Origin of the sequence: Bdellovibrio sp. GT3, from assembly GCF_037996765.1 — a bacterium.
Classification (GTDB): Bacteria; Bdellovibrionota; Bdellovibrionia; order Bdellovibrionales; family Bdellovibrionaceae; genus Bdellovibrio.
This window is the reverse complement of sequence record NZ_JBBNAD010000005.1, coordinates 427,786-448,148: the sequence shown is the minus strand read 5'-3', so window position 1 is coordinate 448,148 and position 20,363 is coordinate 427,786. Positions and strand designations below refer to the sequence as shown.

Here is a 20,363-nt window from a genome sequence, read left to right as displayed (position 1 = left end):
AATTCCCTAACTACTTAAGATTTTTTGCCAGATCCAGGATGTAGGATTTCAAATCCGCACTCAGTTCCGGGTTTTTAAGCGCAAGCTCAATATTGGCCTGCAGATATCCCAGCTTATCACCAGCATCGTAGCGATCGGCAGTAAAAGTCATCGCATTAAGACCTTTTTGCTGGCACAGCAGCTTCATGCTGTCGGTTAACTGGATTTCACCATTCAGCGAAGGTTGCGCATTGCTTAGAAGATCCATGATGGAATTATCAAATACATAGCGACCAGGCAGTGCCCAGCGGCTTTTAGTTTCAGTGGGTTTTGGTTTTTCAACCAGAGAAGTCACCTTGAAGAATCCTGGGGATTTTTCCTCGACTTCGGCAATACCGTATTTTGAAACGTCTTTTTCAGAAACTTTCATGACCGAGATTGTGGAGGTGCCGGTTTCTTCAAAGGATCGCACTAACTGCGAAGTTACGTTCGGTTCCCCATTGGCTTCCATAGTGATCTCGTCACCCAAAAGGACGGCAAAAGGTTCCTTGCCAACAATAGGCAAGCCGCAGTGAACAGCGTGGCCCAAGCCCAAAGCGTGTTTTTGTCTGATGCTGATGATATTTGCGGAGTCGCGTACTTTGGTGACGCGCTCAAGGAGTTTCGACTTTCCATCGCGTTCCAATTTATCTTCAAGCTCATAGGACTTATCGAAGAAATCTTCGATAGCGTGTTTTCCACGTCCGGCAATTAGTACGATGTCCTCAATTCCAGCTTTGATGGCTTCCTCAACAACGTAAAGAATGATGGGAGCATCAACGATGGTAAGCATTTCTTTGGGAACTGTTTTGGTTGCCGGAAGAAATCGGGTACCTAGACCTGCGGCTGGAATTATGGCTTTTTTTACTTTAGACATGCTCTTAAAATCGCAAACGTTTCATTCTAATACAAGTCATAACGAAATATGCTGCGAATGGGCTTCCAACCTGTTTTTTGTCAGATATGTACCCAGCATCGTGTTATCGTTGAAGTACGGGGGAATTTTCCATGAAAATGCCAAACAAGCAAACAACGGTGAAAGTCGCCGGTGTCATAGCTGCCTCATTCGCGCTTGTTGTTTCCTTTCAAAACTGCGGAAAGGCCGGTTTCGATTCGTCTTTGGATGAAACGGGTGATTTTGGCAGCTTGGACGCGGCGCTCACCTCAAAATACGGTTCGCAAATGGCATCGAAAGTTTCCTCAGTTCCCTTTGCCTTTGATGGTGGATTTGACCAGATTTCCTATAACTCCTGCGCAGAATCAAATTTGGCTACAAGCAACGCTTACTATGCGATCAGAGCAGGTGCCTACCAATCAATGGGCATGAAGGTTCAGGATAGTTATTATACTTATGTGGAATCAAATTTCTCTCCTGTTTATCCCGCAACCTCAGTAACCAAGGCGCAGTTCGCAGAGTATCTGGGAGATTCTCCGGCGAATATCAATGTTATGCCGACCATGGCAGTGCGTGATCGTGCAAATTTGACGAGCGTTTATTCTGCAAGTGGTTCTTTGACGTTGAATACCGATGTGGTTCCGATGGCAGATGTTCTTTCATCTTCCTATATCATGGAGTCCTTGCTAAGCAATCGTGGTCAGATGGTTCGCTACTATCCATACTCCACGAACTCACGCACACTAGAAGCGAATTTGAAGTTCAACTCGGATCAAAGTATTTCTCAAAGTTTGCGCGATATCCTGCAGTCTGCAGGTCAGTTGACGATGACTTACCTGAACAGCACTACGAATGTGGGCTCGGTTGTATCTTCCGGATCAACCAACAAGGCGTCCGCGTATGGTCGTGGTTACCGCATGTCCTTCGGGCAGCCTCTGAATATTGCAAACGGCTTTTCGCCTTTGAATGTGTTGCATGTGTTGCAGGAAGTGGATTTGAATACGGGAAATGTGATTTCGGCTTCTTGGAATTGCAACCGCAGATACAAAATCTATTTGGCTCGTGACGCTGCTTCTTGTCCGGCGCACACGGCGGCGGAAATCGCGGGTAATGCGACTCTTCGCTATGAACTTGAAGTGGTTCGTCGTCATTTCCGTGCGGATCAATGGGATGTGAATGTGACGAATGGTTGCATGGTTCCTAAGGCGACAGTGCCTTCATGCTATGTGGAAAACACTGTGAATAGCGTGGCACAAGGTGTGGAGTATAATTCCGCAGCTTCCTGTTACAATCCACTAATCGGAAGTGTATCAGCTGCTTATCCAAATCAAGTCATTCCAACAAAACGTTGCGCCAACTACGCAACGATCTGTCTTAAGAATTAATTCTGAGCCACTTGTGAAGCCAGTACCTGATGCATGTTCTTCGGGTACGGCTTGATATACTTTAACGGATCCACCATTCTGCCGTTCAGTTTGATCGCAAAATGAAGATGTGCGCGAGTGCAGTAGCCTGTGCATCCAACTTCACCAATTTTATCTCCTGGCGCCAGTTGCAATCCCTGTTTTATGCGACGATCAATTTTATAAAGGTGATTATAAGCTGACTCAACTCCGTGGGCGTGGCGCAGAACTATGTAATTTCCTGCCGCTCGATTGTGACCATAGCGAACCACGATACCTTTTCTTGCCGCCAAAACCGGTTCTCCAATCGGCAGTTCGAAATCAACTCCAAGATGTGGAGTTTTTCTTTTTGTGATGGGGTGCAGTCTGTTTGGTTGAAACCTGCTTGCGATTTTAATGTAGTTCACAGGGGCATAGAATGCGCGCTTTTCCTGCAGGTCCTGATCATTAAAGAACACTCCGCCGTACTTGGACTTTACGAATTTTTTGTGAACCTGTTCGCCATCTATCTCCAGCGAAGCCTGTAGAATCTCTCCGTATTTTACGAACTGACCTTCTTCATACTTCTTTTCAACTGTGAACCAGAAAGGGGCGCCCCGGCGCAAACCACGGAATGATTTCAGGTCAAATGCGTAGGCATCCATAAAGCGGGTTGCAACCCAGTTGCTATTTAATTTCGGAAGAATGGAGCCCAGGATGGAGCCGTGAACTTTTCCATCAATGCGCAAAACATTGGTTTTAAATTTTGGATTGTACTGACCGGCTTGAACTTTGCCGTTCTTCTTAAGAATGCGAAATGCGTCAGATGTCTGGGAGTCGAACATGCGCAGTTCGATCTCTCCTGAGGCTTTACGAACTAAATACTTGGTATCCAGAGTGAGAAACAGGCGGCGCAATCCCACATCTGAAGCCAGAACGGATTCGCGTTCACGTGCGGTGAAGCCATTATTGCGCAGAATGCTGATCAGATTGTCTCCGGATCTTATTTGTTTCGCAGTAAAGTTGTTGGCGTTGGCGTGAACTGATTGATAGTATGTGACGACTAAAATGACAGTGCATATGATGCGTGCGAGGTGTTGATTCATGCTCCATCCTTTGAGCTTAGTAAAAAAACTTTCTGTTTTTCTTCTGCTTTATCTTAGCTCGATACAAGCGGTAGCCCAAGTGTATAATTCTTCGGCGTCAGTAGCAGCTGGCGGAACTGGACGTGCGGCTGTGGAGCCAGGAGATGCAAGTTTCCTGAATCCCGCAACCATGGCTCATTTGGGCGGAAGATTTTTTTACACGTCATTTGCGCAAGATGAAATCGCAGCTTTTTTGAGTGATAACACAAAAGAGAGCACCATTCCTGCTGCCGGTGCGTACGTGCAAAAGACGACTGAGATCGAAAATCTTGGAGAGCTGAAGGAACATGATATTGCCATCACGATGGCAGAAATGTTTTTGAATAAATGGACAGTGGGCTTGAGTGTTCATTATTTGGAGCAAAGTTTGCCAGCATCCTCGTTCACTTCCTATAACGCGGACCTGGGTCTTCTTTATACTCCAGTGGACAGTATTGGCTTGGGTTTGGTCGGATATAACCTGTTTGGGCCGCCTTCCAACGTTCCGGAAGAGATCCGCAAAAAAACCAAAGTGGGGGCGGGATTTAACTATGTTTATAGAAGTTTCGCCCGCTTTAGAGCCGATGCCGATTCCGAGGGATTCATTGGTTTGGGGCTTGAAACCTTCTTAAATCGCTTTACAGTCTTCAGATTCGGCTTTTCCGATGATTTTGACGAGTCCCAGCCGCGTGCTTCGGTAGGGGCGGGGTTCAGTGGACCTAGGTTCCGTTTAAACTACGCTTATTACGGGAATACACAAAAATCGTCAGATTATAGGCATTCGATTGACTTGATTATTCCCTTTTGATAGTTAACTCGTTCTGTCTGGCCTATCCCGGCTTTGACGGGTAATAGCGCACTTCGGCACGGCCGGAGTTTTAATAAATATTCCGGGGGTAAACCGTGGCTTCTAAAACTAAAAAAACTGAATACATTCGCGAGAAGAAAAAAACTACTAGCGGTAAAAAACGTAAAGCGGCTATCCGTACTAAAGGTACAACTAAGTCTGCTAAAACTCTTTTCAAAGACTAATTAGCCTCGTGCTTTGAAAAAGTAAAAAGCCTTTGGGTTCACCAAAGGCTTTTTGCGTTTGTGCTGATTGTGACTGGCTTAAAGCTGGCCAACGGCTGTTCTTAGGCGGCCTTTCACTTCTTGAACGCCACCTTTAAGATCCCAAGAGAATGGCATTTCAACCCAGCCTTCTTGTCCTGGATAGAATCTCCAGGATTTAAGGGCTGCCAAAGTTTTCTTATCCAGATTTCTATATCCAGTGGACTGCTTCATTTTGAACTGAACAGGGACGCCATCTTTTGTGATGTAAGCTTCAAAGCTGACTTTACCCTGATGACCTTGAAGACGCTCGTCTTCACTGTACTGTGGTCTTTTATTTCCCGGCATTTGCTTTAGCTGATCCAGGCTTCTTACGCCTGTTGGTGCACCAGCGATTTCTTCGCCGGCCTTATCCAATCCGTTATTACCAGCGCCGGCTCCGGCTTTTTCACCTTTACCGCCACCGTTGCCACCAAGCCCGTTTCCTTCTTTAGCAGAGTTTGCGGCAGCAGCAGCGGCAGCTGCCTGAGCAGCTTGAGCAGCCGCTTTCTCAGAAGCCATGGCGGAGGCAACAGCCTTAGCGTTTCTGTTGCGAAGATTTTTTTGTGACTCTGCAAGAGCTGCGGCTTGTGCGCTGTTTTGATCTTCCAGTGATTGCATATCACTATCATGATTGGATTTCAGTGCATGAGCCATGGCGCTCATTTCAGCTTCTTCTTTGGCAAGTTTGCTTGCGGATTTGTTGTCGATGTCGTCGAAATCCTTATTAAGGTCCTCGTCGATGTTTGCTTCTGATTTTTGATCGGCGATTTCAGCGGCATCAAGTTCTGGGGAGTTGATATCATCAATAGTCATCGGAGCCGCTTTGAATGTTGTTTTCGCAGGGGCCGCCTTGGCGACTGTAGCAGCTACGGGAGCTGGTTTGCTGACTTCAGCAGGGAAGAGATCATCAACCGGCTCAGGCAAAGTTTCATCTATTGCAACTGGCGCTGCCACAACAGCTTTGGCTGCGGATTCATTCTGAACAGGCATGGCTGGAGCAGAGGCGGCCTCTTTTACCGGTAACTTACCGGGAAGCTTTTCTGGTAATGCAGTTTCAAGTTTTGCAGGCGAACCACCTTGTGTGGGCTCCACATCGGCACCCTTGGTTGCCTGGTGAACGACCGGCTCTTCCAGTTCAATTGTGATAGTTTCAGTTTTAAGTTCGTTGGCCAACGGCACGCTTAACACCGCCATGGCCACGGCTGCAGCTATATGCATGGCCACGGACATGGACATAAAACGCGGGGATTTGTTTGATTCTGGCGGGCGGGGAGCCGGGATTTTAAAATCCGGAATGAAATCCAATCCTGCAGTACCCGACGTGAATAAATCGAGCTGTCTTTCGGACTCAAAATTTTCGTTTTTTGGATCGAATTTCATAAAAACTCCTCTGCCAACCTAGAGGAGCATTATCAATTCCCAGGCCAACCCCAGGCGCCGCAGGCTGCAGCTTAGACCCCAGGGGTGGGAACTTTTTACATGACTGTTACTCTGGCAGTAACCCTTCCGGAGTCGTGCCGCTGTTGATGGCAGAAGCGATCTTTAAGTGCTCTGCGTGGCCCACGATCTTGATTACTTCCTCCATTGGAAGCGGATCAGGGTTTACAATCTTCGCTTTTTTCAATTCAAGAATGCGCTTATGGTTTGATTCCAATTGAGCCTGATCCAATGAGCCTTGTGCGACTGCTCCAAGCAGAGCTTCCACAGCAATCGGTGGGACATCGAATTCATTGCAGTATAAAAGCAGATCACAACCTGCTTGGAGTGCACGAACAGGGATTTCCTCGATATCATAGTGTGCTGACATCGCTTTCATGCCCAGATCGTCTGTGATCACAAGACCACGGTAGCGCAGTTCTTCTTTGATCATTTTCTTAACGAAAATTTCTGAAAGAGTGACAGGCCATTCAGGATCGATATTTGGAAACTTAATATGCGAAGTCATCACCATATCGACACGGGACTTGAAGGCCTTCTTGAATGGAATCAACTCACAGCTTTCCAAGCGTGCCCTGTCCAGGTTCTCAACAGGAAGATCTTCGTGGCTGTCCAGCAAAGTATTTCCGTGACCAGGAAAGTGTTTCGCGCAAGTGATGATATCGGCTTTGATATAACCACGTACCAAGGCGGAGGCATGTTTCGCCACCATCTCAGGATCGGAGCTGATGGATCTGTCGCCGATCACTTTGTTGGCGTCGTTGGTGAATACGTCAACGGATGGGGCAAAATCCAGATTGATTCCCACGGAGCGAAGCTCTTGTCCCATGCGGTTGGCAAAATGGAAAGAGACAGTCGGTGCATCCAAGTCGCCCAGCTTTCTAAGTGCTGGCCAAACGGTGAACGGAGGTTTCAGGCGATGAACACGGCCGCCTTCCATGTCAATTCCGATGAACAAAGGAGCCTTGTCGGCTTGTTTGTGTCTAAGAGATTGAATCTCTGCGCAGAGGTCGTGAACTTGTTTTGGCTCAGCCACGTTTCTGCCAAACAGGCAGATGCCGCCAATGTTTTTTTCCACGATAAATTTCTTTTCATCAGCAGTCAGTGAATGACCTTGAATACCGATGAACATGTGTTGTCCGATTACTTGATTGATTCCCATATTATTGACCCGGTTCAGTTTCTGGTTGTGTCGTTGGAGTAGGAGCTTGTACAGGCGCGCCGATTGTTGTCGCGGGAGCATTTTGTTTTGCTTTTTTACCCTGGGCAACCACGTTTTGAGTTCCGGCAGGGACAGTTCCAAACAATGTTTTCAAGATTGTGGCACTGTAGGATTGACCATTTGTGGCCTCTGCTGGAGTCGCTACCAATTCAGTAGAGATTCCAGTGCCCATCGCATTGGTGGCGATGACTTCGCCACGTTCATTGACGTAGCTTAGGAATTTTGAGTCCTTGTAGGTGTTTAAAATTTTAAACACCTTGTAGTCGTTGAACATTTGTTCTTTGCCGACCAATGCCTGACCTTTTGAAATACCGGCATCTTCTTCAGCGATGGCTTGATATTCATACTTGGTTTCAGAGCGAAGACCTTCTTTACTTTTCAACATCAGATAAACCAGGAAAGTCGAAAGGAAAGTTCCTTTGGGGATCTTCTTTTCAATTTTCGAGGATTTCCCATTGGTGCTTACCAAGGCAGTCATGGCGCCGGCTTTGAACTTGGCATCAATGATCTTGGTGTCCTTGCCAGCTAGCGAGGTGTATTCGTAGGAAATTGGCGCCAGTTCAGAATCGGCAGTGGCTTTAAGGCTCTCCGTGGTTTCCGTGGGCCCTTTTCCGGTTTTGATAAAGTAAGTCGAAATAAAGTGCTTCTTTTTGTCGTCAAACTCATAGCGACTGATCACGTAACCGATGTGATCTTCACCTGCGTTGATTTTTGAATATCCCTCAAACAAAACGGCGGCACTGGAAGCCAGTGGAGCAGTGATTGTCGAGAAGACGATTAGGGCAGATAGAATTTTACGGACCATCGTCGAGATTCCCCTTCGTTGTCATGGATAAAAGTCTGTCATCTCACTATAGAACAAGTCAAAGTTTTCAAGGTCGAGTTATTGCCTCTGCGCAAGGTATACGCGACAATAATCAAACGACATGATGAAAGACCAACCACCACTTATTCAAATACTGAGAAATCGCAAAGGTCAGGTTGCTCTTTTTGTTGCCCTCATATTCCAGATACTGTTTATATTTTTCGCGATGGTCATCAATGTGGGTCTTCTGGTTCACCACAAAATCAATCTGCAAAACTCTGTGGATTTCGCCGCTTACTATGGGGCGATGAAGCAGGCCGAGAACATGAACGCCATCGCACATGTGAACTATCAGATTCGTCAAAGCTGGAAGTTGCTGGCTTGGCGCTATCGTATGATTGGAACTGCCGGGGATTTCGAGGAGCATCCGCTTTTAAAAGATCCTTCGCGGGGTCTGACCTTGCGCCCGGGATCTGCTGACACTGATGACATCAACATGAGTGCGCGGGACTTTTACGATGCACCTTCGTTTTGTGCCACTTACGTTCCTTTCAAGCCGATGCCGGATGGGGAGAATACATGTAAGTTTTTGAAGTCCAACAGTGGCATCAGAATCTTCGAGCAAACCAAACCCATAGCTCTGCACCATAGCATCAATGCGGCGATCAGTAATGCGACTGAACTTTTACGCAGTCGGGCCTTTGAACGTTGCCGATACTTCGGTGCATTCAACTACCGTCTGCTGGCTCAATATGTGGTGGCTTATAATATCGATCAAGGTGATCGCATGTTGTTGATCGCGGCAATGTCGCGCTCCATGAGTAACAGCACCAGTGACTTTCATGATTTAGATGGTGATAGCGTTAAGACAGGTATTCTAAATACCCTTAGAAACAATCTGACATCAGCTAACAACAACGATGCTCTAAGGGTGCAAGTGTACAACTCGCTTGGTGCTGAAGGTTGTAATAATCCTGCAACGGATACCATGCCTGCAAAATGGTTGGTGCCAGTCAGAATTGCACCGGCTTTCAATTATATCGATACTGAGTGCCGACAGGAAGAGAGCCGTATCGTTTCTGTTCCAAAAGAATTGGCATCCGATCGAAACAATTGGCCGCGTGAAGTTCGCGAGGATCAGGGCCATCCACTGTGGAGAGAGATTAGTGAGCTTTCTCAGTTCGTAGGGCTTCGCCAAAATATTGAAGATCCGTACAACTACTCCATGGGTGTTGAAAAGAACCCTTGGTGTATGGCCTATGTGGGTGTGAGTGCGACGGCGACGCCGAATATTCCATTCTCACCACTGGGTTCCGTGCAGTTACGTGCGCGCGCATTCTTTAAGCCTTTTGGTGGTCGCATGGGTCCTTGGTATGAATCCCAATGGCCGTCTGGATCTGACAGATCTGCTGGTGGCGGAAAGATGGATGAGAATCTGCCTCCGCGAATTTTCGATACAAGCAATATCGGTAACCCTAAAGATGCAACCCGTGCCGGAAACTACAGCCGCTTTATTGGTGATCCGGTAGGGATGAAAAGCCGTAACTTGCTTTTCCAATTCGGTCGCGCCATTTTCAGATTAGATCCAACTTGGAGCCAGGGGCGTTCAAACACACAAGCTGACTTGCGTGACAATGCACCGAACTTCGATCATTGGAAGCAATTGCCGTTCGACTTTGCAAAAAAGAATTCCGGAAACGGGGATATGCTGGCTTGGAGCGAAGAAACACGCGGACCTTCGCGATTCAGAAATCTGGAGTTACTGGCAGTTTTACCAGATCAATTCGATATGGCTTATTACTCTATCGAGCCGGACTTCTATCATAACTATTACACTCGCATTAAAGACAAGTTCATCCCAAAAGTGGTTTCAGGTTTCGATAAGCTTGTAAGACCCGATATCGGACATCACAAGGATTACAACCAGGGTGGCGAAAACCTGGAAGCATTCAGTGTGAAGGATCAATATAAGGTTTTGAAAAACCGCGAGATTCAGGAACTGCAGCTGGATATTGATCAAAAACTTACTTATATCTCCAAGGACTGGAAGCACACTCTTACGGGGTGGGCTGACAACGGTCTGCTTGACTACTCTTTGAACACCAACAAGCTGGGTAAGTGTACAATTGAACCTAAATACGAGGGTGAAACTCCTGCTCCGCCAACTTCTGGCAATTGTATTGTGGGTGGAAGCTCCGGTTACTCGGTTAAAATGATCTCCTCTGACTATTTGAATTCTGAGCTGCAATTGGGTGGAGATAACTCCGGAGCTGCCAAGATCAAGAATTTGCCTCCTTCAGACTTCTAGATTCATTCTTAATTTCTCAAAATGAGACACTTAAGATTCTCTGACTTTTGTCCGAAAAGAGACAGGTAGGGGAACATTTATGAGTAATGCGATTCATCGCGTGTTTACTATTCTTTTTGCAATAAGCTTTGCGCACACTCCAGTATTTGCTCAGGATTCCTATTCTGAAAAAGATGTCGGTGTTCCAAAGCAAAAGCAAGCTGCCGGTTCAACACCAACTACTATAAATCCCTCAAAAGATCCTCCCGATGGCGCTGATGGTGCGGGCAGGGGGTTGGATAGCGTTTATGCGCAAATTGAAGCCAACTATAAAGGTCTTGCTGCTCAATGGGTGCAAGTTTTGGATAAAGCTGAAATACCGATTCGTGACGCAATGATCGAATATAAAAACAATCGTCAAGCATGTATCAGTCGCCAGGAAAAAGCTGCGTATGCTTGTTTAGAGAATTGGAGTCCTGCAATTCAAGATGGCGTTGCCGCAGTTAATACTTTGATGTCAACGGTGGGGAGCGCAGCGGTAAAGGATTCGTGCAGTAACTTTGCTAAGGCTATGGATATCGCAAAATACGCTATGACCGCTTACACCGGTGCATGTGGTGTTATGAAGGCGGGTTGTGGTATGTCGTGTGTAGCTGCTCGAGATGGACTTACAAAACTGTACAAAGTTTTAAATGGTCAGCTCAGTATTACTTGTAAGAATCCGAATGCCCCAGAAGCATGTAAACCTGCTTATTACGAAGTTCGAAATGCGATGGCGAGAGCTGTGGCTCAAGAACTTGAAAAAGGAAACAATCTTTCCGTCGCTGGTAAAGCTGAAGTTTGTACTGGAAAGTATGCACAGTTGGCCATTTCTGCTGCGGCAGGTATCTTTGGTATCGCACAATCACTAAAACAAGGTGAAAGCTGTGAAGAAGAATCCAGTGCGGATGCTTCAACTGCAGGTGCAACGACTGCTGAAACTTGTGCTGTTGCAGCTAATGCAAATTTGCCAGAGTGTATCTGTTTAAAAAATCCAATGCTTGAAGGTTGTGGATCCACAGCTGCTAAAGCATCTATGAATGCCTCTGGTGGTGGCTTGTCAGCTCTATCGGCCGGTTCTTCAGAAGCGGGAACTGACGGTTTGACGGCAGCAGATCTTGCTGTGGGCAACGCAGACCCTGATATTTCAGGTGCTCGTAATCCTTCCAGCGCAGCCAGTGGCGCAGGGGCCCCTGTTGGTGGTGGCGGAGCAAACCTTGGTGGTGGCAGCGGCTTCGGTGGCGCTGGTGCTGCAGGTGAGGAAAAAAGCGGTCAGAAAGCTCTTGATACAAACATCCTTGGCGGCGCCGGTGGTGGCGGCGGAGGTGGTGGTATGTGGGGCGGTGGCGGAGATGCCGACAGTGATAAGTCGGGCTATCGCAGTTACTTGCCAGGCGGAGCAAAAGATCCTTTGAAAATGAATGGTGGAACTACAAACGCGAGCAAAGAAGTGACCGGTCAGGGTGGAAAATCCAACTGGGAAAAAGTTCGCGAGCGCTACCAGGACAACCGTTCCTCATTAATTAATAACTAGGAGACCGCGATGAAGATGATAAAAACCATAACAACATCGGCGTGCACTCTTAGCTTGGCAATGGCTCCGGTGTGCTCATTTGCAACTTCGGGAGTGGATGGCAGCAATACTTCTTCCTATGCTACTGCGGTAAACAGCTCTGCTGATGATTCTGCAAAAGCCAATAACAAAGGTCAGGCAATCAATGCCGTGGCCAGTGCCACGGAGTTTGGGATTGCCGCAATCAATTGGTCGCGTTGTTCATCTGACGATAAAAGTGCTTGTGCAGTTGCCGCCGCCTTTACGGCGATGGCGATTCTTTCCATGAAGCAGGCAAAAGAAGATGGCAATAAGGCATCTCAAGCTGCTTACACAGGGGACTTGTCTGACGCCTATGGCTCGAATGGTAATTACAATTCATCCGTAACAAGTGATCCAGAGTATAAGTCTGTGGCGGCAGTTGGCTCTGACTATATGAAAAAAGCCGAAGCGGGTCTTAGTGATTTAAAAGCCAAGGGTTTGGTGAATGGTTCAGCAACGAAAATCACTTCGCCGGACGGAACCTCTTACAATGTAAATGATATGACTTCAGCTGCAGGTATGGCGGCGGCGGGTCTGCCACAAGGTGCAATCGATTCGGCGATGGCTGGGGCAGCCCAAGTTGAAAAGAAAGCTTTGGAAAAAGTTAAGATCGGCTCCACAACAGCAGTGAATGGATATGAAGATGGTGCTGGCGGTGGCGGCGGTGGTCGACTACCCAGCGATGATGGTTCATCATCTGGTGCTGGATACCCTGGATACGCAGGCTCTGGTGGCTCTGGTTCGGCAAGTTTGCTGGATAAGGATCCGTCCAGACTGGCGGCAGGCATGAGCAAGAACTATAACGGCGAACCCATTGGTGTGGCCGCTGATAGTATTTTTCTAATGATGTCCCGACGATACAAAGTCAAAGAAAGCCAGGACTCATTTTTTGGTTCAGCTGATATCGATTTAAAGAAGTAATTTATAGTAGGATCGTGTTGCTGACGCGAGTGCCGTCAGCAACCGTCACGTCATCCCCAATAATGACATTCTCCAGAACACAATCTTTTCCGATAGTCGTTCTAGATCCCACACTTACAAAACCAGAAAATTTTGAGTTGTTGTCAATCAGCGCTTCTGCAGAAAACTGCAAAGTGGCCTGATCAAACTTTTGCGTAACGATTCGCGCTTTTGCAAACTGCGAGAATGTTTTCTCAAGAGCTTGTTTTTCCGGGGAATCAGTGGCCATCATAACCTGCAAGCAGTGCTTGGAGGCTTCCAGCAAATCCGCGGGATTGCCGGTTTCAAACCAAGTGCATTCAAACGGAAAGACTTGAGCTTTCTCGCCTTTGGCAACCCCAGCCATCACGCCGTCATATAGAATATTGGAAACGCCACTCGCTGGCAGATAGTCGAATATTCTTTCGGACAGAATTTGCACACCAATGAAGTGCCAGGCCTTTTCGCAGTTCTCGATTTTTGTTTTTCCAAATCCCTTGATGTTTCCGGCAGAGTCTGTCCAAACACCGCCGAACTTGGTACCAACTTCATGGTGATCCATAACCATCAAAGTGGATAAGGCACCGGAGGATTTGTGGTGGGCGATGGCTTTTTTTAGAACTTCGGAATCCTTCGGCAAGATGACTTCGTCGGCATTCATCATTATGAAATCACCGCCACCTTTGAAGTGTTCGCGGGCATTGCTGAGTCCGCCGCCACTCCCAAGAATTTCACCCACTTCATCGCAATACACGAGCTTTTGCGCCCCGTGATTGATTCTGTTGAACAAGCTGTGGATTTTTTCAGGCAGGTGATAGGTGTTTACGACAAGCTTCGAAATTCCCACTTCTTGCAGAAAGCCCAAGGAGTGTGCCGCCAAGGGAATAGTCAGAAATGGCATGGCAGGTTTGGGCAGAATATTCGTATAAGGGCGAAGACGAGTTCCTTCGCCAGCTGCAAGAAGCATTACATTCATAGGGATTCGTACTTTCTTTCCAATGCACCTGAATCAATCAGAATATCCGCAAATACTTTGTATTCCGGGAACTCGTTGATGGCTTTCATGACTCTGCGTAGAGTGCCAGACAGATATTTTAGGTAACGACGGTCTTCACGCTGATGGAAGAAGCTTGCGAAGCTTCCGCAGGCTTTAAAGCAGCGTTGAATGGACTGAAGTTCATACACGCGGTCAAAATGCTCGCGGGAGAAGTCTTTGGGCAAATACTGCTTTGATTGCTCAAGGTAGTAGTTGATTAGTTTGTTGGCCATATCGTCACTCATATCGACGTAAGAGTCGCGCATTAAGCTAACCAGGTCGTATTGGATCGGACCCAATCGAGCGTCCTGAAAATCGATAATATGGACTTTGTCGAGTTTGATCATCACATTTCTGGAGTGATAGTCACGATGAGCAATTCGCTTGGGTTCGGCATCAAGCTTCGAGCAGATATCCAAAAAGATATCTGAAATTTCCTTGTTGGACTTTTCGTTGAAAGGGAACTTCAGAATTCCGGCCAGCAAATTGTCTTTGCCGTAATTCATTTCCCACAGGAACTTTTCAGTATCGAATTTCATCTTGAAGGCGGAACAGTTCGGATCATTATCCAACGTCGCTTTGTGGTGGATTTTAACAACCTCATCCACAGTCATTTTATACCACTCCATGGAAGATTCATGACTTTGGCTTTCCCAGAACTTTCGCTCCAGCATCAAATCGCCAAGATCCTCCAACAGAACAAGACCCTCTTCCGGTGACATCGCAACGATTTTAGGAACATGGACGCCATTTTTTGAAAAGTGATTTAATACACTCATGAACGGGTAGTTCAGTGGATCGAAGGGTTCCCAGCGCATCAGCACCCAGGATTGATTGTCATGCACCACGCGGTAGTAGCGACGATTCGAAGCATCTCCCGCAAGAGAGAATACTTTGAATGCGTCAGTGGACAAAGAGCGACTTAAAAATGAATTTAGAAAAGCATCATGAGTGACCATAAGAAAAATTCTCACAGACACTCATTGTAAAGACAAGAACTTATGTGATCTCTGGTTCCTTCATAAAGAACAACTCCAGAACCTCTTTCAAACCCTGTGTCGTCAATGGAGCGCGGTCCACCTCGAAACAGTTCACCGAAGCTTCGTCAACAAGGTCAGATGCCAAGCCTTCCAGCTTGCCAAGTTCTTCCAGGCTAAGAGCTGAGCTCGTGATGATAAGAGGTTCATCAGATTCATGCTCTTCACGCAGATAATCCAGTAGTAATTCCTGCTCAGCAGAGTTCAAATCTTCGATTCTTTCGACGAAAACTGTCATTGCACCCATTTTAGCGATATCGAAGCTGGAGTGCAGTTGACCTTTGATGTCGTTGAAAGGAACAAATGCCCAGCGTCCAGTAAGCTCATGCAATTGCAGAGCGACTTTTTTGTTTGTCGTGTTGGTGGAGCCCTCAAGGTGAATCAAGTGAGAAACAAGTTCCGTTGACAGACCTTTGGCCAGGTCTTCGGAGTTGTCTTCCAGAAGTTCATCAATGCTTGGCATGGCCTCGTCGCCGAATACATGAAGGTTCTCGGTGGCGAAGTTTGCTTTGCTGATTTCTACAAGATTGGATTCTTTTTGTTCCAAATACCATTTGTATAGAGCTGGTTCCAGAACCATGCGAATCAGCTGTGTGACGCCTTGGCGTTTTTCAGCATTAAGATCCAATGCAGAAGGAACGATCGCAGTGCCCAGCAGGGAGCCATTTACTTTAATGGGAACGTGAAAGTCATTGCCCCGCAAGTATGTATCCTGATCAGGTAGCATCGTTGACATATCCATCAGCTGACGGATTTGCAGGTCTTTGCCGTAGCGAGTTTCCACCAGCTGCTTAAGACGAGATACAAATGATGATTCCAAAGTTGTACTTTGCATATTAAAAACACCCCTTAACAAAAACCCTTATATACAAGAGCGGTGCCAAGTGTTGAGTGTACGGGTAAATATGCGTGATTTCATGTGCTTAGCTGTGTTTGGAGCATAGAAAAAGGGCCTTGAAGTAGTCCTTCAAAGCCCTCTAATTTTAGTTCGAACGGGTAAATATTTTAAAATCGGTGCCGCAAATTAGCGGGCGATCTTACGCTTATCAAGGCCGTACTTTTCAACCTTCATGATAAGACCTGCACGGCTGATGCCCAGTTCTTTTGCAAGTTTGGATTTATTCCAACCTGTGCGGCGAAGACCCTCGCGGATCATTTCGCGCTCAAGATCTTCCAACGCATCCTTCAACTTACCTTGCAAACGGGAACCTTGAACTTTGTTTTTCTCGCCAGCTTCCAGGATTTTTGGGGAAAGAAGCTCACCCATCAATTTGGATTCTTCGCCGGAAAGAACGCAAAGTCTTTCGATTTCATTTTGCAATTCACGAACGTTACCTGGCCATGGATAGTCGTACAGTTTTTCAAGTGCACGCTTCGTCAATTGGTGCTTAACGCCACCTTGAGATTCATGGATTTTGTTCAAGAAGAAATCCGTCAGGAACGGAATGTCTTCTTTACGCTCACGCAAAGGCGGAACGCGGATATTGATAACATTTAGACGGTAGTACAAGTCTTCACGGAATGTGCCTTGTTCAACCATTTCTTTTAGGTTTCTGTTCGTCGCCGCAACGATACGAACATCGACTTTTCTCATTTCAGTCGCACCTACTGGAGTGAAAGTACCTTCTTGCAACACGCGAAGAAGCTTAACTTGCATCTGTGGAGACGTATCCCCGATCTCATCCAGGAAGAATGTACCTTTGTCTGCCATTTCGAAAAGACCTTTTTTGTCTTTCAAAGCGCCAGTAAATGAACCCTTCACGTGACCGAACAATTCTGATTCCAACAAGTTGTCATTGAATGCAGAACAGTTCTGAATGATAAATGGCTTTTCTTTACGGTGAGAGTTGTAGTGGATCGATTTTGCGATCAACTCTTTACCCGTACCGTTTTCCCCTTGAACCAGAACTGTGGAGTCCGCGCCTTTGATCTTATCAAGCAAAGCGTAAAGGGATTGCATTGGCTTGGATTTACCGATCATGTTGTCGTATTTAAATCTGTTGCCAAGTTCTTTGTTCAATTCTTTGATGCGATCTTCACGGGAAGTGATTTCCAAGTGAAGAGTCACGATCTCTTGAGCAACCAATTCACAAACTTCAGTGAAGTGTGTGCGTTCATGGTCATCCAGGAACTTCAATTTGCCCAAGCATTTTTCAATCACTTCGCCAGACATGCCGAAAGCGGCCAAGCGCTCACGGATTTCAGTCATGCGTGAAGTAAAGTTGGCTTCACGGAAGAAACCCATCGCCACAACTGTACCAACACAATCGTTTTCGATCATGATAGGGAATACACCCACATCAAAACCAACCATGTCCCACTTGCGCAATGAAAAGCGGTTTTGTGAAGTACGAAGATCATCAAGTGATTTCGTTACAAGCTCAGCAATGCTGGCTTGACCGGCTTCTTTATTTACCAAAGCCGCGATTGCAGGATTGTTGAAACCAGCTTTGCCGGAGTCATACCCTCTTAGTGCACCTCGCTCGTCAGTGAATACAACGTCGATATTCCACCAAGCGCTAAGGATATGTTTGAGTTTTTTGATAACATGTATATGTTCAAACTCATCCCAATTAATCATTTCAACTCCCTTTTCTTTTTCTAGAACTTTCAAACTGTCGATATTTTTATCGTCAAGAAACTAGACGGACTTGAGGGTTGTGTCGAAAGTTCATGCAAACCCGGACCTTGGTCATATAATTTTCGTACACTGATTTAGGATCTACGGGAAATAACTCCGTGATTTCCCATGTTTATGTGCCGACTCAAATTGAAACGAAAATGTGATGTGCTATCGTTAAAGGATATGAAATGTCTAATTCTCTGCGTTTTTCTAGGTTTGATTTCGTTCAATGTTTTTGCAAACACTAACAGGTGTGAACCGTATGATGCGAAAGTTTTTAATCAAAGAGTATTTACGTCGCGCTGTCTTTCGTCGAATTTCTTTTCAAAAAGTTTGAAAAAGAAAGTTGAATTCAACGTTATCGTTCCTCCGGGTTATATGCCGGATACAGTGACCCCGTACCCCTATGCGATTTTTCTGCATGGGCGCGGAGGCGATCGTGATTCACTATTATATGCTGGTGGCCTGGAGGCTTATGACCAAACGATTCGTAGTGGCGGTAGACCGTTTTTGATTTTTGCTCCAAACGGCCAAAGTCATTACTGGATGAACGGTGCGATCTCCAAGGTAAAGATGGCCGATATGGTTACTAAAGACTTGGTTGAACATATCGAAACTCACTTTCAGGTTATCAAGAACGAGCCCTGTGATCGCGCTTTATTTGGAATTTCCATGGGTGGAAATGGAGCTTTACAACTGGGTCTAAGTAATCCCAATTTGGTGTGTACTGTCTTTTCCATGAGCCCGGTGTTTCGAACGCCTTCGGAAATCTGGACTCCAACCACCAATCAAAATCAGCCCAAAGAAGATTACTACTCCTATGGTGTCGGCAAGGACTTTGAAGCCCGCAGCGCTCGCCATATCTGTGACAAGCTAAAAAAGCCAGGGAGCGAGAGATGTCTGCCCTTTAAGAATTTCCAATTAGAGATTGGCTCTGCGGATTCGTTTTTGAAAGATACTCCGGATACTAAGGCCTTCATTGAGGAACTAAAAAAGAACCATCCTGAATTTGAAATTGGCATTAAGGATTGTGGTAAGGATAATACACATGCGAACAGCTATTGGAGCTGTCGCATGCCGTATGTGATGAAATGGTTGTCGGAGCAGTTTAAGTAGTCTGTTGCAGGCTGTGGAAGTTGTGGTATTCGCCTTTTAGTGACAACAGGCTTGCGTGTGTTCCGATTTCCACAATTTGACCGGCTTTCATGACGACAATCTTGTCAGCCTTTTGAATTGTGGACAGACGATGCGCAATCACCAGAGCCGTACGACCTTCCAGAAGGTGATCCAGGCCTTTTTGAACCTCGATTTCGCTGGCTGTATCCAAGGCGCTTGTAGCTTCATCCAGAATTAGGATTGGAGAATCTTTAAACATCGCACGAGCAATGCTGACACGTTGTTTTTCACCGCCAGACAAAAGATTTCCGCGGTCACCAACACGACTTTGATAGCCTTGTGGCATCTTCATGATGAAGTCGTGGGCATTTGCAAGTTGCGCCATTTTTTGAATGTCATTGCGGTCGCGGTTGTAGTCACCAGCCCAGATATTCTTTTCGATGGTATCGCTGAACAAGAACACGTCCTGAGTGACCAGAGCGATATTGCGACGAAGATCTTTTAAGCCCATGTCTCTGATATTTACGCCATCGATAAGGATCTCACCGGAAGTTGAATCAAAGAATCTTTCCAGAAGATTCACGATCGTCGATTTACCCGAGCCGCTGGCGCCGACCAAGGCCACCACTTCACCGCGGTTGATTTCCAGATTCACATTTTTAAGGATCATCTCTTTGCCGTAACTGAAGCTTACGTTTTTATAATTGATCTTTTTCCAGTCTTTAGGGAAGGCAACAGGATTGGCAACTTCCGGAACTTCTGAAGTATTGTCGATGATTTCAAAGATACGGCGGACTGAAATCACAACTTCCTGAATACGGATGTAAGCTTCCTGAATCTTTTTGATTGGAGCATTTACCATCAACAAGGAAACGATAAAGCCAATAAAGTTACCAGCAGTTCCGCGGCCCGCAGCGATCTCATAGCTATTGTACAGCATGATCAACGGAACGATGGAAGTGGCGATAAACTCGGTTGCAGGGCCTGCTGCTTCCTGGCGTTTGAATACGATTTTGCGGATCTTCAGGAAGATGTTTGATTCGTCCTCAAGGCGTTTTGCCATGTCTTTTTCAAGATTGAATGACTGAATAACCCGCACTCCATCCAGGCTTTCCTTGATGGTGGAGGTCATGTGCTCCATGGTGTCGCGTTCGCGCGGAATGTACTTGCGCATACTGCGGGCAACGGACTTAAGAATCATTCCAACCAAAGGTGCAACGATCAATACCGCCAAAGTCAGCTTCCAGTCGATGACAACCAGATTGACGAGCAAACCGATCAGCAGGAGTGGATACAAAAAGATATCGGCAACGACGCGCAAACCATCTTGAATGGTTTTGATGTCATTAAGAATACGGCTGATCAAACCGCCGGAGCCTGTTGCATAGGTGTTGTGGAAGGAGAGATTCAAACGCATGAACTTGTACTGAAGTTTTTGGCGAACCTGCGCGACAACTGCCTCAGAAATGTAGTTCATATTATACAAGTGATAGTATCTGGAAATAGATTGAATAAAACCAAGTGCAATTACGATTGGAACTTGTTTCTTAAGCTCATCCTGATTGTTGGCTGAAAGTGCATCGAATAGCACCTTTGACAAGAAAGCGACCCGTGCAGTTGCCAGCGCATTCAAGATGCCGGTGACCGCAACCACGGTAAAACGTTTTTTGTGAGGTTTAATTTCAGCAAGTAACTTTTTAATCTCAGGTAGCATTCT

At 46.3% G+C, this 20,363-nt stretch carries 17 protein-coding genes; 7 read left to right on the top strand and 10 right to left on the bottom strand.

Features of this window, described 5'->3' with window-relative positions; genetic code table 11:
- Window positions 1-10: 10 nt before the first annotated feature.
- Window positions 11-895: a UTP--glucose-1-phosphate uridylyltransferase GalU gene (galU, locus tag AAAA73_RS09520; protein ID WP_340598072.1), complete on the bottom strand. Its 885-nt coding sequence runs from the start codon at window positions 893-895 to the stop codon at window positions 11-13.
- A gap of 131 nt (window positions 896-1,026) precedes the next feature.
- On the opposite strand from galU, the gene AAAA73_RS09515 reads away from it, so the two are divergent.
- Window positions 1,027-2,298: a hypothetical protein gene (locus AAAA73_RS09515; RefSeq protein WP_340598071.1), complete on the top strand. Its 1,272-nt coding sequence runs from the start codon at window positions 1,027-1,029 to the stop codon at window positions 2,296-2,298.
- Here AAAA73_RS09515 and AAAA73_RS09510 read toward each other — a convergent pair.
- On the bottom strand, window positions 2,295-3,401 hold the full coding sequence (locus tag AAAA73_RS09510; protein ID WP_340598070.1) for a M23 family metallopeptidase: 1,107 nt from the start codon (window positions 3,399-3,401) through the stop codon (window positions 2,295-2,297). The genes AAAA73_RS09515 and AAAA73_RS09510 overlap by 4 nt on opposite strands.
- A gap of 10 nt (window positions 3,402-3,411) precedes the next feature.
- Here AAAA73_RS09510 and AAAA73_RS09505 point away from each other — a divergent pair, with 10 nt between their 5' ends.
- Both AAAA73_RS09505 and AAAA73_RS09500 read left to right on the top strand, forming a co-directional pair.
- Entirely contained in the window at window positions 3,412-4,227 is an 816-nt protein-coding gene (locus AAAA73_RS09505; RefSeq protein WP_340598069.1) for a hypothetical protein, read from the top strand.
- Between the two features lie 95 nt (window positions 4,228-4,322).
- Window positions 4,323-4,451, top strand: a complete 129-nt coding sequence (locus AAAA73_RS09500) for a hypothetical protein (RefSeq protein WP_340598068.1) — start codon at window positions 4,323-4,325, stop codon at window positions 4,449-4,451.
- 78 nt (window positions 4,452-4,529) lie between these two features.
- Here AAAA73_RS09500 and AAAA73_RS09495 read toward each other — a convergent pair whose 3' ends face one another.
- The 3 genes from AAAA73_RS09495 to AAAA73_RS09485 form a co-directional block, all read right to left on the bottom strand.
- The gene (locus AAAA73_RS09495; RefSeq protein WP_340598067.1) at window positions 4,530-5,891 is read right to left on the bottom strand and encodes an energy transducer TonB; all 1,362 of its coding nucleotides are present in this window, start codon (window positions 5,889-5,891) and stop codon (window positions 4,530-4,532) included.
- 106 nt (window positions 5,892-5,997) lie between these two features.
- Window positions 5,998-7,110 (bottom strand): beta-N-acetylhexosaminidase, encoded by a 1,113-nt coding sequence (gene nagZ / locus AAAA73_RS09490; RefSeq protein WP_340598066.1) that lies wholly within the window; start codon window positions 7,108-7,110, stop codon window positions 5,998-6,000.
- Window position 7,111: 1 nt separating this feature from the next.
- Window positions 7,112-7,975, bottom strand: coding sequence for a hypothetical protein (locus tag AAAA73_RS09485; protein WP_340598065.1), 864 nt, complete (start codon window positions 7,973-7,975; stop codon window positions 7,112-7,114).
- A 121-nt stretch (window positions 7,976-8,096) separates the two neighbouring features.
- On the opposite strand from AAAA73_RS09485, the gene AAAA73_RS09480 reads away from it, so the two are divergent.
- The 3 genes from AAAA73_RS09480 (at window position 8,097) to AAAA73_RS09470 (ending at window position 12,816) form a co-directional block, all read left to right on the top strand.
- Window positions 8,097-10,283, top strand: coding sequence for a TadE/TadG family type IV pilus assembly protein (locus AAAA73_RS09480; RefSeq protein ID WP_340598064.1), 2,187 nt, complete (start codon window positions 8,097-8,099; stop codon window positions 10,281-10,283).
- A gap of 79 nt (window positions 10,284-10,362) precedes the next feature.
- Complete coding sequence (locus AAAA73_RS09475) at window positions 10,363-11,835, top strand: hypothetical protein (RefSeq protein ID WP_340598063.1); 1,473 nt, start codon at window positions 10,363-10,365, stop codon at window positions 11,833-11,835.
- A 9-nt stretch (window positions 11,836-11,844) separates the two neighbouring features.
- Window positions 11,845-12,816: a hypothetical protein gene (locus AAAA73_RS09470; protein ID WP_340598062.1), complete on the top strand. Its 972-nt coding sequence runs from the start codon at window positions 11,845-11,847 to the stop codon at window positions 12,814-12,816.
- A 1-nt stretch (window position 12,817) separates the two neighbouring features.
- Here AAAA73_RS09470 and AAAA73_RS09465 read toward each other — a convergent pair whose 3' ends face one another.
- The 4 genes from AAAA73_RS09465 to AAAA73_RS09450 form a co-directional block, all read right to left on the bottom strand.
- Window positions 12,818-13,810, bottom strand: coding sequence for a sugar phosphate nucleotidyltransferase (locus AAAA73_RS09465; RefSeq protein ID WP_340598061.1), 993 nt, complete (start codon window positions 13,808-13,810; stop codon window positions 12,818-12,820).
- Window positions 13,807-14,844 carry an aminoglycoside phosphotransferase family protein gene (locus AAAA73_RS09460; protein ID WP_340598060.1) on the bottom strand — a complete coding sequence of 346 codons (1,038 nt, stop codon included), beginning with the start codon at window positions 14,842-14,844 and terminating at the stop codon, window positions 13,807-13,809. Before AAAA73_RS09460 ends, AAAA73_RS09465 begins: the two co-directional genes overlap by 4 nt.
- A 25-nt stretch (window positions 14,845-14,869) precedes the next feature.
- Window positions 14,870-15,742, bottom strand: a complete 873-nt coding sequence (locus AAAA73_RS09455; RefSeq protein ID WP_340598059.1) for a hypothetical protein — start codon at window positions 15,740-15,742, stop codon at window positions 14,870-14,872.
- A gap of 189 nt (window positions 15,743-15,931) precedes the next feature.
- The gene (locus AAAA73_RS09450) at window positions 15,932-17,488 is read right to left on the bottom strand and encodes a sigma 54-interacting transcriptional regulator (protein WP_340598058.1); all 1,557 of its coding nucleotides are present in this window, start codon (window positions 17,486-17,488) and stop codon (window positions 15,932-15,934) included.
- A 375-nt stretch (window positions 17,489-17,863) separates the two neighbouring features.
- Here AAAA73_RS09450 and AAAA73_RS09445 point away from each other — a divergent pair, with 375 nt between their 5' ends.
- A complete protein-coding gene (locus AAAA73_RS09445) occupies window positions 17,864-18,646 on the top strand; it encodes an alpha/beta hydrolase (RefSeq protein WP_340598057.1) in 783 nt (260 codons plus the stop codon).
- On the opposite strand, the gene AAAA73_RS09440 is transcribed toward AAAA73_RS09445, so the two are convergent.
- Window positions 18,639-20,360 carry an ABC transporter ATP-binding protein gene (locus AAAA73_RS09440; protein ID WP_340598056.1) on the bottom strand — a complete coding sequence of 574 codons (1,722 nt, stop codon included), beginning with the start codon at window positions 20,358-20,360 and terminating at the stop codon, window positions 18,639-18,641. The genes AAAA73_RS09445 and AAAA73_RS09440 overlap by 8 nt on opposite strands.
- Window positions 20,361-20,363 lie beyond the last annotated feature (3 nt).